The 15,891-nt window shown below is 73.4% G+C and carries 14 protein-coding genes; 9 read left to right on the top strand and 5 right to left on the bottom strand.

The genetic code is table 11. The features are described 5' to 3' along the window. Positions 1–17 precede the first annotated feature (17 nt). Both NV263_RS26295 and sodN read right to left on the bottom strand, forming a co-directional pair. Entirely contained in the window at positions 18–614 is a 597-nt protein-coding gene (locus NV263_RS26295; RefSeq protein WP_263249323.1) for an acid phosphatase, read from the bottom strand. 252 nt (positions 615–866) lie between these two features. Beyond that, the gene (gene sodN / locus NV263_RS26290) at positions 867–1,274 is read right to left on the bottom strand and encodes a superoxide dismutase, Ni (protein ID WP_263249322.1); all 408 of its coding nucleotides are present in this window, start codon (positions 1,272–1,274) and stop codon (positions 867–869) included. A 111-nt stretch (positions 1,275–1,385) separates the two neighbouring features. On the opposite strand from sodN, the gene NV263_RS26285 reads away from it, so the two are divergent. Then, complete coding sequence (locus NV263_RS26285; protein WP_263254374.1) at positions 1,386–1,700, top strand: S26 family signal peptidase; 315 nt, start codon at positions 1,386–1,388, stop codon at positions 1,698–1,700. Between the two features lie 14 nt (positions 1,701–1,714). On the opposite strand, the gene NV263_RS26280 is transcribed toward NV263_RS26285, so the two are convergent. After that, complete coding sequence (locus tag NV263_RS26280) at positions 1,715–2,323, bottom strand: dTDP-4-dehydrorhamnose 3,5-epimerase family protein (protein ID WP_263249321.1); 609 nt, start codon at positions 2,321–2,323, stop codon at positions 1,715–1,717. 351 nt (positions 2,324–2,674) lie between these two features. Here NV263_RS26280 and NV263_RS26275 point away from each other — a divergent pair, with 351 nt between their 5' ends. Together NV263_RS26275 and NV263_RS26270 are read left to right on the top strand one after the other, a co-directional pair. Next, positions 2,675–3,862, top strand: coding sequence for an NAD(P)-dependent malic enzyme (locus NV263_RS26275; protein WP_263249320.1), 1,188 nt, complete (start codon positions 2,675–2,677; stop codon positions 3,860–3,862). Between the two features lie 283 nt (positions 3,863–4,145). After that, positions 4,146–6,587, top strand: coding sequence for a putative bifunctional diguanylate cyclase/phosphodiesterase (locus NV263_RS26270; RefSeq protein WP_263249318.1), 2,442 nt, complete (start codon positions 4,146–4,148; stop codon positions 6,585–6,587). Between the two features lie 75 nt (positions 6,588–6,662). On the opposite strand, the gene NV263_RS26265 is transcribed toward NV263_RS26270, so the two are convergent. Next, entirely contained in the window at positions 6,663–8,195 is a 1,533-nt protein-coding gene (locus NV263_RS26265) for a bis-aminopropyl spermidine synthase family protein (RefSeq protein ID WP_263249317.1), read from the bottom strand. 204 nt (positions 8,196–8,399) lie between these two features. Here NV263_RS26265 and NV263_RS26260 point away from each other — a divergent pair, with 204 nt between their 5' ends. Genes NV263_RS26260 through NV263_RS26245 form a run of 4 tightly spaced genes read left to right on the top strand, consistent with a single transcriptional unit; the run spans position 8,400 to position 11,728 of the window. Beyond that, the gene (locus NV263_RS26260; protein WP_263249316.1) at positions 8,400–9,497 is read left to right on the top strand and encodes an ABC transporter ATP-binding protein; all 1,098 of its coding nucleotides are present in this window, start codon (positions 8,400–8,402) and stop codon (positions 9,495–9,497) included. After that, the gene (locus NV263_RS26255; RefSeq protein ID WP_380760057.1) at positions 9,497–10,153 is read left to right on the top strand and encodes an ABC transporter permease; all 657 of its coding nucleotides are present in this window, start codon (positions 9,497–9,499) and stop codon (positions 10,151–10,153) included. Before NV263_RS26260 ends, NV263_RS26255 begins: the two co-directional genes overlap by 1 nt. Positions 10,154–10,169: 16 nt before the next feature. Then, on the top strand, positions 10,170–10,850 hold the full coding sequence (locus NV263_RS26250) for an ABC transporter permease (protein ID WP_263254373.1): 681 nt from the start codon (positions 10,170–10,172) through the stop codon (positions 10,848–10,850). After that, a complete protein-coding gene (locus NV263_RS26245; protein WP_263249314.1) occupies positions 10,847–11,728 on the top strand; it encodes an ABC transporter substrate-binding protein in 882 nt (293 codons plus the stop codon). The genes NV263_RS26250 and NV263_RS26245 overlap by 4 nt, the downstream gene beginning before the upstream one ends. 16 nt (positions 11,729–11,744) lie before the next feature. Here the strand turns inward: NV263_RS26245 and NV263_RS26240 are convergent, their stop codons facing one another. Further along, a complete protein-coding gene (locus NV263_RS26240) occupies positions 11,745–12,521 on the bottom strand; it encodes an IclR family transcriptional regulator (protein ID WP_263249313.1) in 777 nt (258 codons plus the stop codon). An 86-nt stretch (positions 12,522–12,607) separates the two neighbouring features. Between NV263_RS26240 and hutH the strand changes: the two genes are divergently transcribed. Next, a complete protein-coding gene (hutH, locus tag NV263_RS26235) occupies positions 12,608–14,167 on the top strand; it encodes a histidine ammonia-lyase (RefSeq protein WP_263249312.1) in 1,560 nt (519 codons plus the stop codon). After that, a complete protein-coding gene (gene hutU / locus NV263_RS26230; RefSeq protein WP_263249311.1) occupies positions 14,164–15,819 on the top strand; it encodes a urocanate hydratase in 1,656 nt (551 codons plus the stop codon). Before hutH ends, hutU begins: the two co-directional genes overlap by 4 nt. Positions 15,820–15,891: the final 72 nt, after the last annotated feature.

Below are 15,891 nucleotides of genomic sequence, written 5' to 3'. Positions count from 1 at the left end.
CCGGTGGCAAGCGATTTTCAGCCCTGCTGCCACGGCGGCATGTTGGACCGCACCACCTGCGGTGCGCCGCGTTCGTGGCCGAGCACCGCGATTCCCGCCGGGTCCAGCGCGAAATGCACCCCGGCTGTCACGGGTAGCCCCAGCCAGCGGGCGATCAGGGCGCGGCTGAAGTGGCCGTGCCCGACGAGCACCACGTCCGAAGCGGCCTCGCGCACCCGGTCCAGGAGCTTGTCCGCCCGTGCCGCGACCTCCGACGCCGACTCGCCGCCCGGGCACGGGTGCGTCCACACCGTCCAGTCCGGGACGCTGTCGCGGATCTGCTCGGTCGTCATGCCCTCGTACTCGCCGTAGTCCCACTCGGCGAGCAGCGGTTCGACGGCGACGTCGGGCAGCCCCGCGAGCTCGGCGGTGCGCCGGGCGCGGCGCCGCGGGCTCGCCAGCACGAGCACCGGACCGGCGGGGCGCAGCGCGGTCAGGGTCTGCCCGGCCTGGCGGGCGCGCAGCTCGCCTTCGGCGGTGAGCGGGATGTCGGTCCGGCTGGTGTGCCGACCGCTGCTGGACCACTCCGTGGTCGCGTGCCGCAGCACGTAGACCCGGTGCTCGTCGGGTGTCACGGATCCGAGCGTAACCGCGCGCCGTCGAGGTCACCGCGCCGTCGGGTTCGAAACCGCGCGGTCAGAAGTTCGCGGGACTCGGCGGGGGCCGCAATTCACCTTCGACGAAGCCGTTTCGTTCCACGGCCACCCCGCCGGACCAGACCGAAGTGGACCGCTGCGGGGATGCGGCCGCGGCGATGGCGCGCAGCGAAAAAGGACGCCGACCGGCGAAACGGGTTCGCTGGTCGGCGTCCTGATCGGTGCGTGGCCTCAGCCCTGCTTGGTCTCCCAGAAGATCTTGTCGATCTCGGCGATGTACTCCAGCAGCTGCTGGCCGGACTTGGGGTCCATGGAACCCTTCGTGCCGGTCGCACCCGCGGCCTTGGTGGCCTTGTTGAAAAGCTCGTGCAGCTGCGGGTACTTCTCGAAGTGCGGCGGCTTGAAGTAGTCGGTCCACAGCACCCACAGGTGGTGCTTGACGAGCTCGGAGCGCTGCTCGGCGATGATGATCGCGCGGGTGCGGAACTCCGGGTCCTCGTTGGACTGGTACTTCTCCTGGATCGCCTTGACCGACTCAGCCTCGATCCGCGCCTGCGCCGGGTCGTACACGCCGCACGGAAGGTCGCAGTGCGCGGTCGCCTCCAGGCGGGGGCTGAGGATTCGCGACAGTAGCCGCATGATTCCTCCCTGACAGTGAGTGCTCCGACAGCGCCGACCCTACTCCCGAAGATCCGCGGCGGCCTAGTTGAGGTGGACCACGCGGATCGCGAAACATTCACGGAGGTGGCTGTGCACTCCCTCGGACGCTGGCCGTGGCGACGCGTCCTGGTGCGCGGACCGTCGATGGTTCCCACTCTGCGGGACCGCGACGTGGTGCTGGTGCGGGCGCGCGGCCGCCCGCGGCCCGGCGACGTCGTCCTGGTCCGCTGGGCGCACCGGCCCGGGCAGCTCTCGGTGAAGCGCGCGGTGCGCCGCGACGGCGCGGGCTGGCACGTCGAGGGCGACAACGCGCGCGGCTCGACCGACTCGCGCGAACTCGGGCCCGCCGAGGTGCTCGGCGTGGTCCGCTGGCGGTTCTGGCCGCGTCCCGGACGGGTGCGCTGAACCGAGCGGAGCGATCACGGAGTCCGGCGGAGGCGTTCGTAGTGGGCCAGGCAGCTCTCGTGGTCGGGCAGCAGGCCCTGGGCGCGGGCCTCGGCGAGGGAGGGGGCGTCGCGGTCCTTTTCGGACAGGACCGGTTCGCCGTCGAGTTCGTCCCAGGGCAGGGCCAGCTCCGGGTCCAGGGGGTCGATGCCGTGTTCGGCGGCCGGGTTGTACGGCGTCGAGCACAGGTAGGACATCACCGTGTCGTCGGTGAGCGCGGCGAACGCGTGTCCGAGCCCTTCGGCGATGTAGACGGCGCGGAACTCGGTGGAGTCCAGGCGGACGGCCTCCCACCGGCCGAAGGTGGGCGAGCCGGTCCGCAGGTCGACGACGACGTCGAGCAGCGCGCCGCGCGGGCAGTAGACGTACTTGGCCTGGCCGGGCGGGACGTCGGCGAAGTGCACACCCCGGATGACGTTGCGGGCCGAGACGCTGTGGTTGGTCTGGGCGACCTGCAGCGGGTGCCCGGTCGCCTCGGCGAACACCTCGCCCTGGAACGGGGCGACGAACAGCCCGCGGTGGTCCGGGAACGACTTCGGGGTGAACTCGAACGCCCCGGTGATCTCAAGTCGACGTACCTGCACGGGCGAGAGCCTATGGGACCGGGCTGCACCGGCCCTCGGGGGCGGGAACAGCACCGATGCGCTTCACATAACGCGCGTACTACAGAGCGCAGCTGACAAAATGTTGAAGCTCCTGGTGGGATGTGATCCCTGTCGCAGACAGTGATCGGGGTACCTGGCACACTGTCCTGACCGCAGCGTCCGCCGAGCCCGCCGCCCGCACCAAGGCGGCGAGCCTCGGTCATTCGAAGATGCCGCCGCCCATCGGTACCGCCCGGGGCCCGGCGGCGTCGCACGGGCGGCGCAGTGCCGCCCGACCGCCCGGCCCGGGGACGTGCCCCGGGCCGCAGGCATGGCTACAGGAGGGACGCCGTGACCACCGTGAACGACAGCACCGCGAACGGTGCCGACTTGACCAACGAGGAGATCTTCGCGGCGCACGAGGGCGGCAAGCTCGCCGTCGGCGTGACGTCGCAGCTGGCCACTCCGCGGGACCTGTCGATCGCCTACACGCCCGGAGTCGCGCAGGTCAGCCGGGCCATCGCCAGCGACGTGACGCTGGCCGACCGCTACACCTGGACCCAGCAGCTGGTCGCCGTGGTCAGCGACGGCACCGCGGTGCTCGGGCTGGGCGACATCGGCCCGCGCGCCTCGTTGCCGGTGATGGAGGGCAAGTCGGCGCTGTTCAAGTCCTTCGCCGGGCTGAACTCGATCCCGCTGGTGCTGGACACCACCGACGTCGACGAGATCGTGGAGACGCTGGTCCGGCTGCGGCCGTCGTTCGGCGCGGTGAACCTGGAGGACATCGCCGCGCCGCGCTGCTTCGAGCTGGAGCGGCGGCTCATCGAGGCCCTGGACTGCCCGGTGATGCACGACGACCAGCACGGGACCGCCGTCGTGGTGCTCGCCGCGCTGCGCAACGCCTGCAAGGTCATCGGCCGCGAGCTGTCCGGTCTGCGCGTGGTGATCTCCGGTGCCGGTGCCGCCGGGGTGGCGTGCGCGAAGATCCTGCACACCGCCGGGGTCGGGGAGATCGTCGTGCTCGACTCGCGCGGCGTCATCCACTCCGGCCGCGACGGGCTCACCCCGATCAAGCGGGAACTGCTCGGGTTCACCAACCCACGCGACGTCTCCGGCGGCATCGCGGACGCGCTGCGCGGGGCCGACGTGCTCGTCGGCGTGTCCGCGGGGCAGATCCCCGAGGAGCTGGTGGCCACGATGGCCGCCGACTCCGTCGTGTTCGCGCTGTCCAACCCCGACCCCGAGATCCACCCGGACGTCGCCGGTCGGCACGCGGCCGTGGTCGCCACCGGACGCAGCGACTTCCCCAACCAGATCAACAACGTGCTGGCGTTCCCGGGCATCTTCAAGGGCGCCCTGGACGCCGGCGCGCGCAAGATCACCGACCGGATGAAGGTCGCGGCCGCCGAGGCGATCGCCGCGGTCGCCGCCGACGACCTCGCCGCCGACTACATCGTCCCCAGCCCGCTGGACCCGCGGGTGGCCCCCGAGGTCACGGCCGCGGTCGCCGAGGCGGCCAAGGAGGACGGCGTGGCCTGAGGCGCGGTCGGCACCGCTCGACGAGGCCGGGGACCCCTCACCGGGACGGGGTCCCCGGCCTTTTGCGTGCACCCGGCAACGGTTCTCCCGCGAACCGCGTCATGATGGTGTGTAGCGGTCGTCACCTCGACAGGACGCACACCTGGCGACCGAACCGCGCCGTCGTCACCGGTACGAGCCGGGTAAGGTCACCCGCGCAAGCTCGCTGTGTTGCCGGTCACTCGCGGCGTGCTGGGGGATCGAAGCTGGTGTGCCAGTGCGACGCGGCCGCTACGCAGGAGGGGTGCTGTTGACCGAGCGGAGCGACAGGACCGGACGGGTGTCCCGGGTGCTCGACGTGGCGCCCCGTGACGGCCGTGCCCGGTCACCGGTCCCGCTGCCGGACGCCCCTGCCCTGCTGACCGCCTCGGACGGTCGCGTCGTGCGGGCCACCGAGCAGGCCGTGCGGTTGGCCGGCGCCGACTCCGCCGCTGCGCTGGTCGGGCGGCGGCTGTCCGAGCTGGTGGTGCGGCGCGGTTCGGCGTGGGTGCTGCGCACCCCCGGCGGACCGGTGCCGGTGCGGCCGCTGAGCTGGTCCTGTCCGGACGACGAGCGGCTGCGGATCACCGTGCTGGCCGACCTCTCCGAGGTCGCCGCCACCGAACCGCTCTCGGCGGCCAGCCGCGGCTCCGAGGACGAACGCCGCCTGCTCATCGAGGCGCAGCGGATCGCGCACGTGGGCAGCTGGGCCTACTACCCGGAGACCGGCGAGTTCTACCGCAGCCCCGTGCTGGCCGAGTTCCTGGGCCGCTCCGACGCCGAGTACGCCGCCGACGTCGGATCCCTGGTCGCGGCGACCTACCCGGAAGACCGGGCCAAGGCGCAAGAGTTCTACGACAAACTGCTCGCCACAGCCCCGGAAGAGCTGCTGGAGGCCGAACTCCGCGACCTCACGGGCACCCGGGTCTACCTGTGCACCGGGCGCGCCGAGCACGACCGGTCCGGGCGGATCGTGCGGTTGCAGGGCACCGTGCAGGACGTCACCGAGCAGCGGGCCGCGCGGACCCGGATGGAGCGGACGACCCAGCGGTTCACCGACCTGGTCAGCATCACCCCGGTCGGGATCGGGCTGTTCGACCCGCACGAGCGGCTGGTCGACGCCAACGACGCGTTGTGCGACCTGCTCGGCTACCGGTTGTCGCAGCTGCGCGGCATGGAGGTCCGGGACATCACGCACTCCGACGAGCCGGACGTGGGGCTGCCGCTGCCCGGGGAGCGGGTGTCGGTGCGCGGCCGGGTGCCGCAGCGGGTGCTGCTGCGCTCGGACGGCGAGCCGGTCTACTGCGAACTGCACGTGGCGCCGTCGGTGCAGGACGACGGGACGCGGTTCTGGTTGGTGGTGTTCCAGGACATCACCGAGCGGCGGCGGGCCGCCGAGGCGCTGCGCTACCAGGCCACCCACGACGACCTGACCGGGCTGCCCAACCGGGCCGCGGTCAAGGACCTGCTCGGCCGGATGCTCGGGCGGGCCGACTCGGACCGGATCGCCGTGCTGTTCTGCGACATCGACAACTTCAAGCGCGTCAACGACTCGCTCGGCCACGACGCCGGGGACGAGCTGCTCGTCGCGTTGGCCCGGCGCCTGGAGGGCGGGTTGCCGGAGGGGTGCACGCCCGCCCGGTTGTCCGGCGACGAGTTCCTGATCATCTGCTCGGACATCGACGCGGTGGGCGGGCTGGACTCGCTGGCCACCCGGGTGTCGGCGCTGCTGCGCACCGCCGTCCCGGTGCACGGGCAGCTGATCCGGGTGTCCGCGTCGATCGGTGCCGCGGTGCCCAACGGCAGCAGCGTGGGCGGGGAGGACCTGCTGCGCTTCGCCGACGCGGCGATGTTCGAGGCCAAACGCCGCGGCAACGGCAAGGTGTCGCTGGCCAGCCCGGCGCTGATGGCCTCCGCGGACCGCCAGTTGCAGTTGGAGGGCCAGCTGCGGGAGGCGTTGAACAACGACGGGCTCCGGCTGTACTACCAGCCGGTGGTGGGCGCGGACGGGACGGTCCTGACCGCCGAGGCGCTGGTGCGCTGGCCGCACCCGGAGCGCGGACTGCTCGGGCCGGACGCGTTCCTGCCGGTCGCCGAGCAGGGCGACCTGCTGCGCGAGCTGGACCGCTGGGTGCTGCGCACCGCGCTGCGGGAGGCGGTGCGGTGGCCGGTGAGCGGCGGGCAACCGGTGGGGGTCGCGGTGAACCTGGCCGGGCTGGTGCCGGGGGTGCCCGACTTCGTCGACGCGGTCGCCGACATCGTCGCGGACAGCGGGATCTCCTGGGACCGGGTGATCCTGGAACTCGTGGAGACCGCGCTGGTCGACCTGCCGTCCCGGCAGCGGCACGAGATGGCCGACCTGGTGGGACGCGGGGTGCGGTTCGCCGTCGACGACTTCGGCACCGGTTATTCCTCGCTGGCGCGGCTGAAGGACCTGCCCGCCCAGATCATCAAGGTCGACCGGCGGTTCGTGTCCGGCGTCGGCGGGGACGCCTCGGACTTCGCGGTCGCCCGGGCGGTGGTGGACATGGCGCGGGCGATGGGCCGCCAGTGCGTCGCCGAGGGCGTGGAGACCGCCACCCAGTTCCACGTGCTGTCCGGTGTCGGGGTGGACGCCTACCAGGGCTGGCTGTTCTCCCGGGCCATCCCGGCCCGGGACTTCCGGGCGCTGCTGGCCCGCGGCCCGATCGCCGTTCCCGGGGTGTAGGAGCCCGTCTGCGAACTCCACCGGAGCAGCGGCGTGCGCGCGCCTCCTCCGGTGCGTGGTCGAAGACGGCCGCCGTCAGCCGGCCGCGCGCAGCAGGTCCGCGATGCGGTGCCGGGGGAGGTCGATCAGGCGGAGGTCGAGGTCGTCCGGGTGCGGGGCGAGCTCGTCGACGCGGGCCCGCGCCTGGCGCTTGGTCAGCCGGTCGCCGGACTCGGCGATGAGCGCCTCGCGCCAGACGTTGCCGACCTTGCCGTGCGCGCGCTCCAGCAGGTGGCGGGCCGTGGACGCGGCGTGCACCGCGTCGGCGACGACGAGCGCGTGCTCGGCGTCCGGGGTGCTGCGGTGCAGCCGCAGGGCGTACTTGGCGGCGAGCAGGTCCGCCAGGGCGCGCTGGGCGTTCTCGCTGGTGGTGTCGGGGTGGTTGTTGTCGACGAGGAACGCCGCGCGGGAGGCGTTGCACGCCAGCAGCATCCGGAGCAGCCAGCTGCCCGGGTCGGCGCGCAGGTCGTACACCGGCACGTCCTGGGCGGCGCGGACCGGACGCGACCAGCCGGGGTCGTGCAGCGCCGGGACCGGGACGTCGAGGTGGTCGCCGATCGCGCGCAGGAACTCCGGCGGCGCGGACTCCGCCAGGGCTTCCACCGACTGCGGGCCGTGGGTGTAGATGCCCGGCGCCTGCCGCAGCGCCAGCTTGCGGGTGTGCGCGGTGGGCTGGCAGACGTACAGGTCGCTGGCGCTGCCGATCGCCTGCGCTCCCTCGTACCGGTGGAAGTCCGGCAGGATCGCCTCGAACACCATGCCCAGCCGCAGCAGCTCCTGCTGCACCTTGTGGCCGAGCGCGGGGGTGCGGGCGCTGAACCCGTAGGCGATGAGCACCCGGCTGTTGGCGCCGGCGAGGCATTCGGCGGCGCGGGTGGCGAACAGCCCGATGCCCTCCGGGGTGTACGGCGGGTCGGTGAACACCACGTCGGCCCACGACTCCAGCACGGGCGGCACCCCGAACCGCAGGTCGGCGTGCAGGGTGCGCACCGGCAGGCCGTGTTCGGCGGCGACGGTGTCGATGTGCCGCAGGATCCGGTCGTCGACGTCGACGACGGTGATCGACGCCTCCGGGCACAGCAGGCCGACGGCCAGCGACGTCAGGTCGTGGTCGCCGAGGCACAGCAGGCGGGCGCCGGGCATGTCGTAGTTGTCCCGCAGCCACTCGGCGCGGTGCAGGACGGTTTCCGGGGTCGCCGTCACGTGGTCCAGCGCGGTGCGCGGTTCGGGACCGCCGGCGACGAACCCGCGCAGCAGCTCCAGGTGCTCCAGCCGCCGCGCGGGCGCGGTCAGCTCGTCGAGCCCGAAGCGCTCCCGGTAGCGGTCCCGGGAATGCGGGGCGAGCCGGTGGCCTTCCCGGTCGGCGGTGACGTCCGGGCCCGCGGCGGCGAGCAGGTCCTCGACCGTGCGCCGGGGCACCGCCGTGCGCCGGATGAGTTCGTCGAGCGGGTGCGGCCCCTCGGCCAGCAGCGCGAGGACCTCGCGGAGCCGGCGGGCGAGGACACCCGCGTCGGTGAGCCGTGCGTGCACGGTTTCGATCAGCTCGGCGGAGTGGGAGTGCGCGTTCATCGGATCCTTCAGCTTACGGCGTGCGTGCGGGGCTGCCCCGGTGATCTTCCCAGCGGCTGGGAGAGCGCTGGTCGTCCGGCACCCGGGAGGTCACGCGTCGGTTGCGGTCGATCGCAGCTGTCGGCCGATCGAGTTAGGGTCGGCCGGGTTCGGGGGAGGCCCGGTGCGTCGACGCCGGGGCAGCGATGCGTGAGGGGGGCTCGGGTGATCGAGTTCCGGTCCGTCCGCAAGGAGTACGACAACGGCACCGTGGCCGTGCACGACCTGAGCCTGTCGGTCCGCGAGGGCAGCATCACCGTGCTGGTCGGCCCGTCGGGCTGCGGCAAGACGACGCTGATGCGCATGGTCAACCGGATGATCGAACCGACCTCCGGGACGGTGCTGGTCGGTGGTGCGGACGTGCGGCGCAGCGACCCGGCCCGGCTGCGGCGCGGCATCGGCTACGTGATCCAGCAGGCCGGGCTGTTCCCGCACCGCACGGTGCTGGACAACGTGGCGACGGTGCCGGTGCTGTCCGGCACGCCGCGGCGCGCGGCCCGGACGCGGGCCGCCGAACTGCTGGAACTGGTGGGGTTGCCGCAGGAGTTGGGCGGCCGGTACCCGGCGCAGCTGTCCGGCGGTCAGCAGCAGCGCGTCGGCGTGGCGCGCGCGTTGGCGGCCGATCCGCCGGTGCTGCTCATGGACGAGCCGTTCAGCGCCGTCGACCCGGTGGTGCGGGAGGGCCTGCAGGACGAGTTGCTGCGGTTGCAGGACGAGCTGGGCAAGACGGTCCTGTTCGTCACCCACGACATCGACGAGGCGGTGCGGCTCGGCGAGAAGGTCGCGGTGCTGCGGCAGGGCGGTCACCTCGCCCAATACGCCGCGCCCGACGACCTGCTGGCCGGACCCGCCGACGACTTCGTCACCTCGTTCGTCGGCCGGGACCGCGGCTACCGGCGGCTGTCGTTCGTCACCGCCGACGGCATCCGCCCGCAGCCCGCGCCGACCGTCCACATCGGACAGGAAGTGGGGCGCGCGGAGGAGTGGGTGCTCGCGCTGGACGGCGCGGACCGACCGCGCGGCTGGGTGGCGCCCGGCGCGGTGGTCGACGGCGCGCTCGACGAGGACTCGCTCGTCGCGGGCGGATCGCTGTACACCGAGAACGCACCGCTGCGCGGCGCGCTGGACGCGGCGCTGTCCGCGCCGTCGGGGCTCGGCGTCGTCGTCGACGCCGACGGCCGGTACGTCGGCGTGGTGACCGCCGAGCACGTGCTCGACGTCATCGAGGACCACCGGCGCCCGGTCCGCGAGGGGCAGTCGTGATCAACGACCTCGTCGGCTACTTCGCCAGTCCGAGCAACCGGGAACTCGTGCTCGGCCAGCTCGCCGAACACGCGTACCTGGCGCTGCTGCCGCTGGTGTTCGGGTTCGTCCTGGCGCTGCCGCTGGGGCGGCTCGCGCAGCGGGTGCGGTGGCTGCGGGCCGCGGTCCAGGGCGCGGCGAACGCGCTGTACACGATCCCGTCGCTGGCGCTGTTCGTGCTCATCCCCGGTCTGCTGGGCACCCCGCTGCTGTCGCCGGTGAACGTGGTGATCGCGTTGACGCTCTACACCGCCGCGCTGCTGGTGCGTCCCGTGGTCGACGCGCTGGAGTCGGTGCCGGGGCACGTCGTCGCCGCGGCCACCGCGATGGGCTACCGGCCGGGCCACCGGTTCGCGGCCGTGGAACTGCCGCTGGCGGTGCCGGTGCTGGCGGGGGCCGTGCGGGTCGCCTCGGTCAGCAACATCAGCCTGGTCAGCGTCGGAGCGCTGGTCGGCATCGGCGGTCTGGGCCGGTTGTTCACCGACGGGTTCCAGCGCGACTACGTGGCCCAGATCGTCGTCGGCATCGCGCTGACGCTGCTGCTGGCCCTGGTGGTGGACCTGGCCCTGGTGGCGCTGTGGCGGGTGCTGACCCCGTGGACGCGGGCGGCGCGGTGAGGGGAGTGGGCTCGTGCTGATCGGGAAGGTGGTCGGGTGGCTGACCGATCCGGCGCATTGGGTCGGCCCGGACGGGATCGCCGCGCAGACGCTGCTGCACCTGTACTACTGCGTCGTCGCGGTCGGGGTGGCCGCGCTGCTCGCCGTCCCGCTCGGTGTCTACATCGGACACACCGGGCGCGGGGCGGTGTTCGTGGTCGGCGCGGGCAACGCGATGCGGGCGCTGCCCACGCTCGGCCTGGTGACGCTGCTGGTGCTCGGGCTGGGACTCGGTGAGGCGCCCGCCCTGGCCGGGCTGGTGGTGCTCGCGGTCCCGGCGATCCTGTCCGGCGCCTACTCCGGCGTCCGCAACGCCCCGCCGGACGCGGTGGACGCGGCGCGAAGCATGGGCATGACCTCGCGGCAGCGGTTGTGGCAGGTCGAACTGCCCACCGCGCTGCCGCTGGTGCTCGGCGGGATCCGCAGCGCGATGTTGCAGGTCGTGGCCACCGCCGCGGTCGCCGCCTACGTCGGGTTGGGCGGCCTCGGGCGGATCCTGCTGGACGGGTTGAAGATCAGCGACTACGCGCAGATGGCCTCGGCCGCGATCGCCATCGCGGTGCTGGCCGTGCTGCTCGACCTGGTGCTGGCCGCGGCGACGCGGATGCTCGTGCCGCGCGGACTGGTGCTGGCCGGCCGACGAGGAGGAAAACGATGAGGCGGTTGCTCGGCTGCGCTGCGGCGCTCGTCCTGCTGCTGGTGTCCGGCTGCGGCTCGCAGGACCCGTTGCAGGCCAACGGGAACCAGCACGGCACCCTGGTCGTCGGCTCGGCCGACTTCGCCGAGAGCGAACTGCTGATGCAGATCTACGCCGAGGCGTTGCGCACCACCGGCGCCGACGTCCAGACCCGGCCGCGCATCGGCGCCCGCGAGTTCTACGTCAAGGCGGTGCAGGACGGGGAACTCGCGGTGATCCCGGACTACACCGGGAACCTGCTCCAGCACCTCGACCCGTCGTCGACCGCCACCGAGAGCGGGCAGGTCTACGACCGGCTGGGACAGGTGCTCCCGCGCGGGCTGAAGCTGCTGGACCCCGCACCCGCCGAGGACTCCGACGTGCTCACCGTCACCGCCGAGACCGCGGCGAGCGGCGTGCGGTCCATGGCCGACCTCGGGCCGCGCTGCGGCCAGTTCGTGCTCGGCGCCCCCGCGGAGTGGAAGACCCGGTGGGAGGCCAAGATCGCGCAGGACTACGGGTGCCGGTTCGCCGAGATCCGCAGCATCGAGGCGGGGACCGTGACCGTCGACGCGCTCACCGGCGGCCAGGTCCAGGTGGCGAACCTGTTCACCACGTCCTCGGACATCCCCGCCCACCACCTGGTCAAGCTCGCCGACCCCAAGCACATGTTCCCCGCGCAGAACGTCGTCCCGCTGGTGCACGACGGCCAGCTCAGCCCGCAGCAGGTGGCCGTGCTCAACCGGGTGTCGCGGGCGCTGACCACCGACCGGCTCACCGAACTCGACCGGCGGCTGGAGGCCGACAAGGCCAACCCGGCCGACCTCGCCAAGGAGTTCGTCGCCTCGCTCGGTCGCTGACCCGCCGGACCGCGCGTCACGGTCGGCCGTCGATGCGGGCGGTGAGTTCGGCCGCCGTGCGCCGGACCTGGTCGGCCAGGTCCGGCCACGTCCGGTCGCACGGCTGGTCGCAGACGTGGCGGAAGGTGACGCTGATGGCCGCGATCGGCCGCGACCCGTGGTCGAAGACCGCGCACGCCACCGAGGCGAACCCGGCCGTCACCAGGCCGTCCTCGACCGCCCAGCCGCGCCGGCGTTCCTCGCCGAGCAGGCGGCGCAGCTCCGGCAGGTTGCGCGGTCCGCGGTCGGTGCGCCGGAGGAACTTCTCGCTGGACGGCAGCACCGCGCGGACGTGCGCGGCGGGCAGGTGCGCCAGCATCGCCCGGCCGGAGGCGGTCAGCTGCGCGGGCAGCCGCACGCCGACGTCGGTGACCAGGGTCTGCGGCTGCGACGGGCGTTCCTTGACCAGGTACAGCGACTCGCCGCCGTGCAGCACGCCCAGGTGCGCGTTGTGCCCGACGTCGTCGACGAGCCTGCGCAGCAGCGGACCGGCCAGCCGCTCCAGCGGGTCGTGCCGCAGGTACGCCGAGCCCAGCTCGAACGCGGCCACCCCGAGCCCGTAGCGGCGCTCCTCCGGCAGGTGCGTGACGAAACCGGCCGCGACCAGCTCGGACAGCAGGTGGTACGTCGTCGAGCGGGGCAGTCCGAGCTCGCGGGCGATCACCCCGGCCGACACCGGTCCGGCACGCCCGGCGAGCACCCCGAGGACCGCCAGCCCCCGCCGCAACGCGGGGACGTCGCTGCTGCCGCCCATGCCGCCACCTCCCCTTGTCTGGGATCTCAGACAACGTCAGCCTAACCGGGCTTCTGCCGCCGGGTCCGCCGGGCTGTCATGGAGACATGCAGGACAACGCGCACAAGATCGGCCCCGAGCCGCTGACCTGCGGTCAGGTGGTCGAGGTCGCACGGGGTGGGGCTCGGGTGGAGCTCACCTCGCTCGCCGAACAGGGCATCGCCGCCACCCGCAAGCACATCGACGCCCTCGCGGCCGAACAGAGCCCCACCTACGGGGTGTCCACCGGGTTCGGCGCCCTGGCGATCCGGCACATCCCCGCCGACCGGCGCACCGCGCTGCAGCGGTCGTTCGTCCGCTCGCACGCGGCGGGCGCCGGCGCCCCCGTCGAACCCGAGGTGGTGCGCGCGCTGATGCTGCTGCGGCTGCACACCGTCGCGACCGGGCGCACCGGTGTCCGCCCGGAGACCGCGCACGCCCTGGCCGCGCTGCTCAACTCGGGCATCGTGCCGGTGGTGCACGAGTACGGGTCGCTGGGCTGCTCCGGCGACCTCGCCCCGCTGGCGGCCGTCGCGCTCGCGCTCACCGGCGAGGGCGAGGTCTTCGACCCCGCCGGGCAGCGCCGCCCCGCCGCCGAAGCCCTCGCCGAGGCCGGGATCGAACCCGTCGTGCTCGCCGAGAAGGAGGGCCTGGCGCTGACCAACGGCACCGACGGCATGCTCGGCATGCTGGTGCTGGCGATGCGCGACCTGTCCGACCTGCTCGACGTCGCCGACGTGACCGCCGCGATGAGCGTCGAGGCGCTGCTGGGCACCGACCGGGTCTTCGCCGACGACCTCCAGCGGCTGCGCCCGCACCCGGGGCAGGCGACCTCCGCGGCGCGGATGGCCGCGCTGCTGGCGGACTCGGAGATCGTGGCCAGCCACCGCGGACCCGACTGCCCGCGGGTGCAGGACGCCTACTCGCTGCGCTGCTCGCCGCAGGTGCACGGCGGGGCGCGGGACACGGTGGCGCACGCCGGGCTGGTGGCCGACCGCGAACTCGCCGCCGCCATCGACAACCCGGTGGTGCTCCACGACGGGCGCGTCGAGTCCAACGGCAACTTCCACGGCGCCCCCGTGGCCTACGCGCTGGACTTCCTGGCCATCCCGCTCGCCGACGTGGCGAGCATCGCCGAACGGCGCACCGACCGGATGCTCGACGTCGCCCGCTCGCACGGGCTGCCCGCCTTCCTCGCCGACGACCCCGGCGTGGACTCCGGGCACATGATCGCCCACTACACCCAGGCCGGCGTCGTCAGCGAGCTCAAGCGGCTGGCCTCCCCGGCGTCGGTCGACTCGATCCCGACCAGCGCGATGCAGGAGGACCACGTCTCGATGGGCTGGTCCGCCGCCCGCAAGCTGCGCCGGGGCATCGACGGGCTGGTCACCGTGCTCGCCGTGGAGCTGCTCACCGCCGCCCGGGCGCTCGACCTGCGCGCCCCGCTGCAGCCCGCCCCGGCCACCGCCGCCGTCCGCGACCTGCTGCGCACCCGCGTCCCCGGGCCCGGCCCCGACCGGCACGTGGCGCCCGAGATCGCCGCTGCCGAGGAACTGGTCCGCTCCGGCGCGGTGCGCGAAGCCGTCGCCGCCCACCTGGAATCCGTCCGACAGGGAGAGACCCGATGAGTGCTGGAGCACGTCCCGTGCGCGCCCCGCGCGGCACGACCCTCACGGCACGCAGCTGGAGCACCGAGGCCCCGCTGCGGATGCTGCGCAACAACCTCGACCCGGAGGTCGCCGAACGCCCCGACGACCTCGTCGTCTACGGCGGCACCGGCAAGGCCGCCCGCGACTGGGCCTGCTACGACGCGATCAACCGGCAGCTCACCGACCTCTCCGAGGACGAGACGCTGCTGGTGCAGTCCGGCAAACCCGTCGCCGTGCTGCGCACCCACGAGTGGGCGCCCCGGGTCCTCATCGCCAACTCCAACCTGGTCGGCGACTGGGCGAACTGGGAGGAGTACCGCCGCCTCGACGCGCTCGGCCTGATGATGTACGGCCAGATGACCGCGGGGTCGTGGATCTACATCGGCACCCAGGGCATCCTGCAGGGCACCTACGAGACCTTCGGCGCCGTCGCGGCCAAGCGGTTCGGCGGCACCCTCGCCGGCACGCTCACCCTCACCGCCGGGCTCGGCGGCATGGGCGGCGCCCAGCCGCTGGCCGTGACGATGAACGAGGGCGCCGCCCTGGTCGTCGAGTGCGACCCGGAGCGCGCGCACCGGCGCGTCCGGCACGGCTACCTCGACGAGGTCGCCGACAACCTGGACGACGCGGTCGACAAGGCCGTCGCCGCCCGCAACGAGCGCCGCGCCCACTCCGTCGCGGTCATCGGCAACGCCGCCGAGGTGCTGCCGGAACTGCTGCGCCGCGGCGTGCCGGTGGACATCGTCACCGACCAGACCTCCGCGCACGACCCGCTGTCCTACCTGCCGGTGGGCGTGGAGCTGGCGGACTGGCACGACTACGCGCGCAACAAGCCCGAGGAGTTCACCGAGCGGGCCCGCGAGTCCATGGCACGGCACGTCGAAGCCATGGTCGGGTTCCTCGACGCCGGGGCCGAGGTGTTCGACTACGGCAACTCGCTGCGCGGCGAGGCGAAGCTCGCCGGGTACGAGCGCGCGTTCGACTACCCCGGCTTCGTCCCGGCCTACATCCGTCCGCTGTTCTGCGAGGGCAAGGGCCCGTTCCGGTGGGCCGCGCTGTCCGGCGACCCGGCCGACATCGCCGCCACCGACCGGGCCGTGCTGGACCTGTTCGGCGAGGACGAGCACCTGGCCCGGTGGATCCGGATGGCCGGGGAGAAGGTGTCCTACCAGGGGCTTCCGGCGCGGATCTGCTGGCTCGGCTACGGCGAGCGGGAGCGGGCCGGGCTGCGGTTCAACGAGATGGTCGCCTCCGGTGAGCTGTCCGCGCCGGTGGCGATCGGCCGCGACCACCTGGACTGCGGCTCAGTGGCCTCGCCGTACCGGGAGACCGAGGCGATGGCCGACACCTCCGACGCGGTCGCCGACTGGCCGCTGCTCAACGCCCTGGTCAACACCGCGTCCGGGGCGACGTGGGTGTCGCTGCACCACGGCGGCGGCGTCGGCATGGGCCGGTCCCTGCACGCCGGTCAGGTCACGGTCGCCGACGGCACCGAACTCGGGGCGCTCAAGGTGTCCCGCGTGCTGACCAACGACCCGGCCATGGGCGTCATCCGCCACGTCGACGCGGGCTACGACCGCGCCCACGAGGTCGCCGAGCAGCGCGGCGTCCGCACCCCGCTGGTCGGCTGACGGCACGGCTACCCAAGACCCCGGCCGGGTGGGAAGCTCACCCGGCCGGGGGCTGGGAAGCGCGGTTCCGCG

Source organism: Saccharopolyspora rosea (genome assembly GCF_025643595.1).
Taxonomy (GTDB): Bacteria; Actinomycetota; Actinomycetes; order Mycobacteriales; family Pseudonocardiaceae; genus Saccharopolyspora; species Saccharopolyspora rosea.
This window is presented reverse-complemented; position numbering and strand designations above follow the sequence as displayed.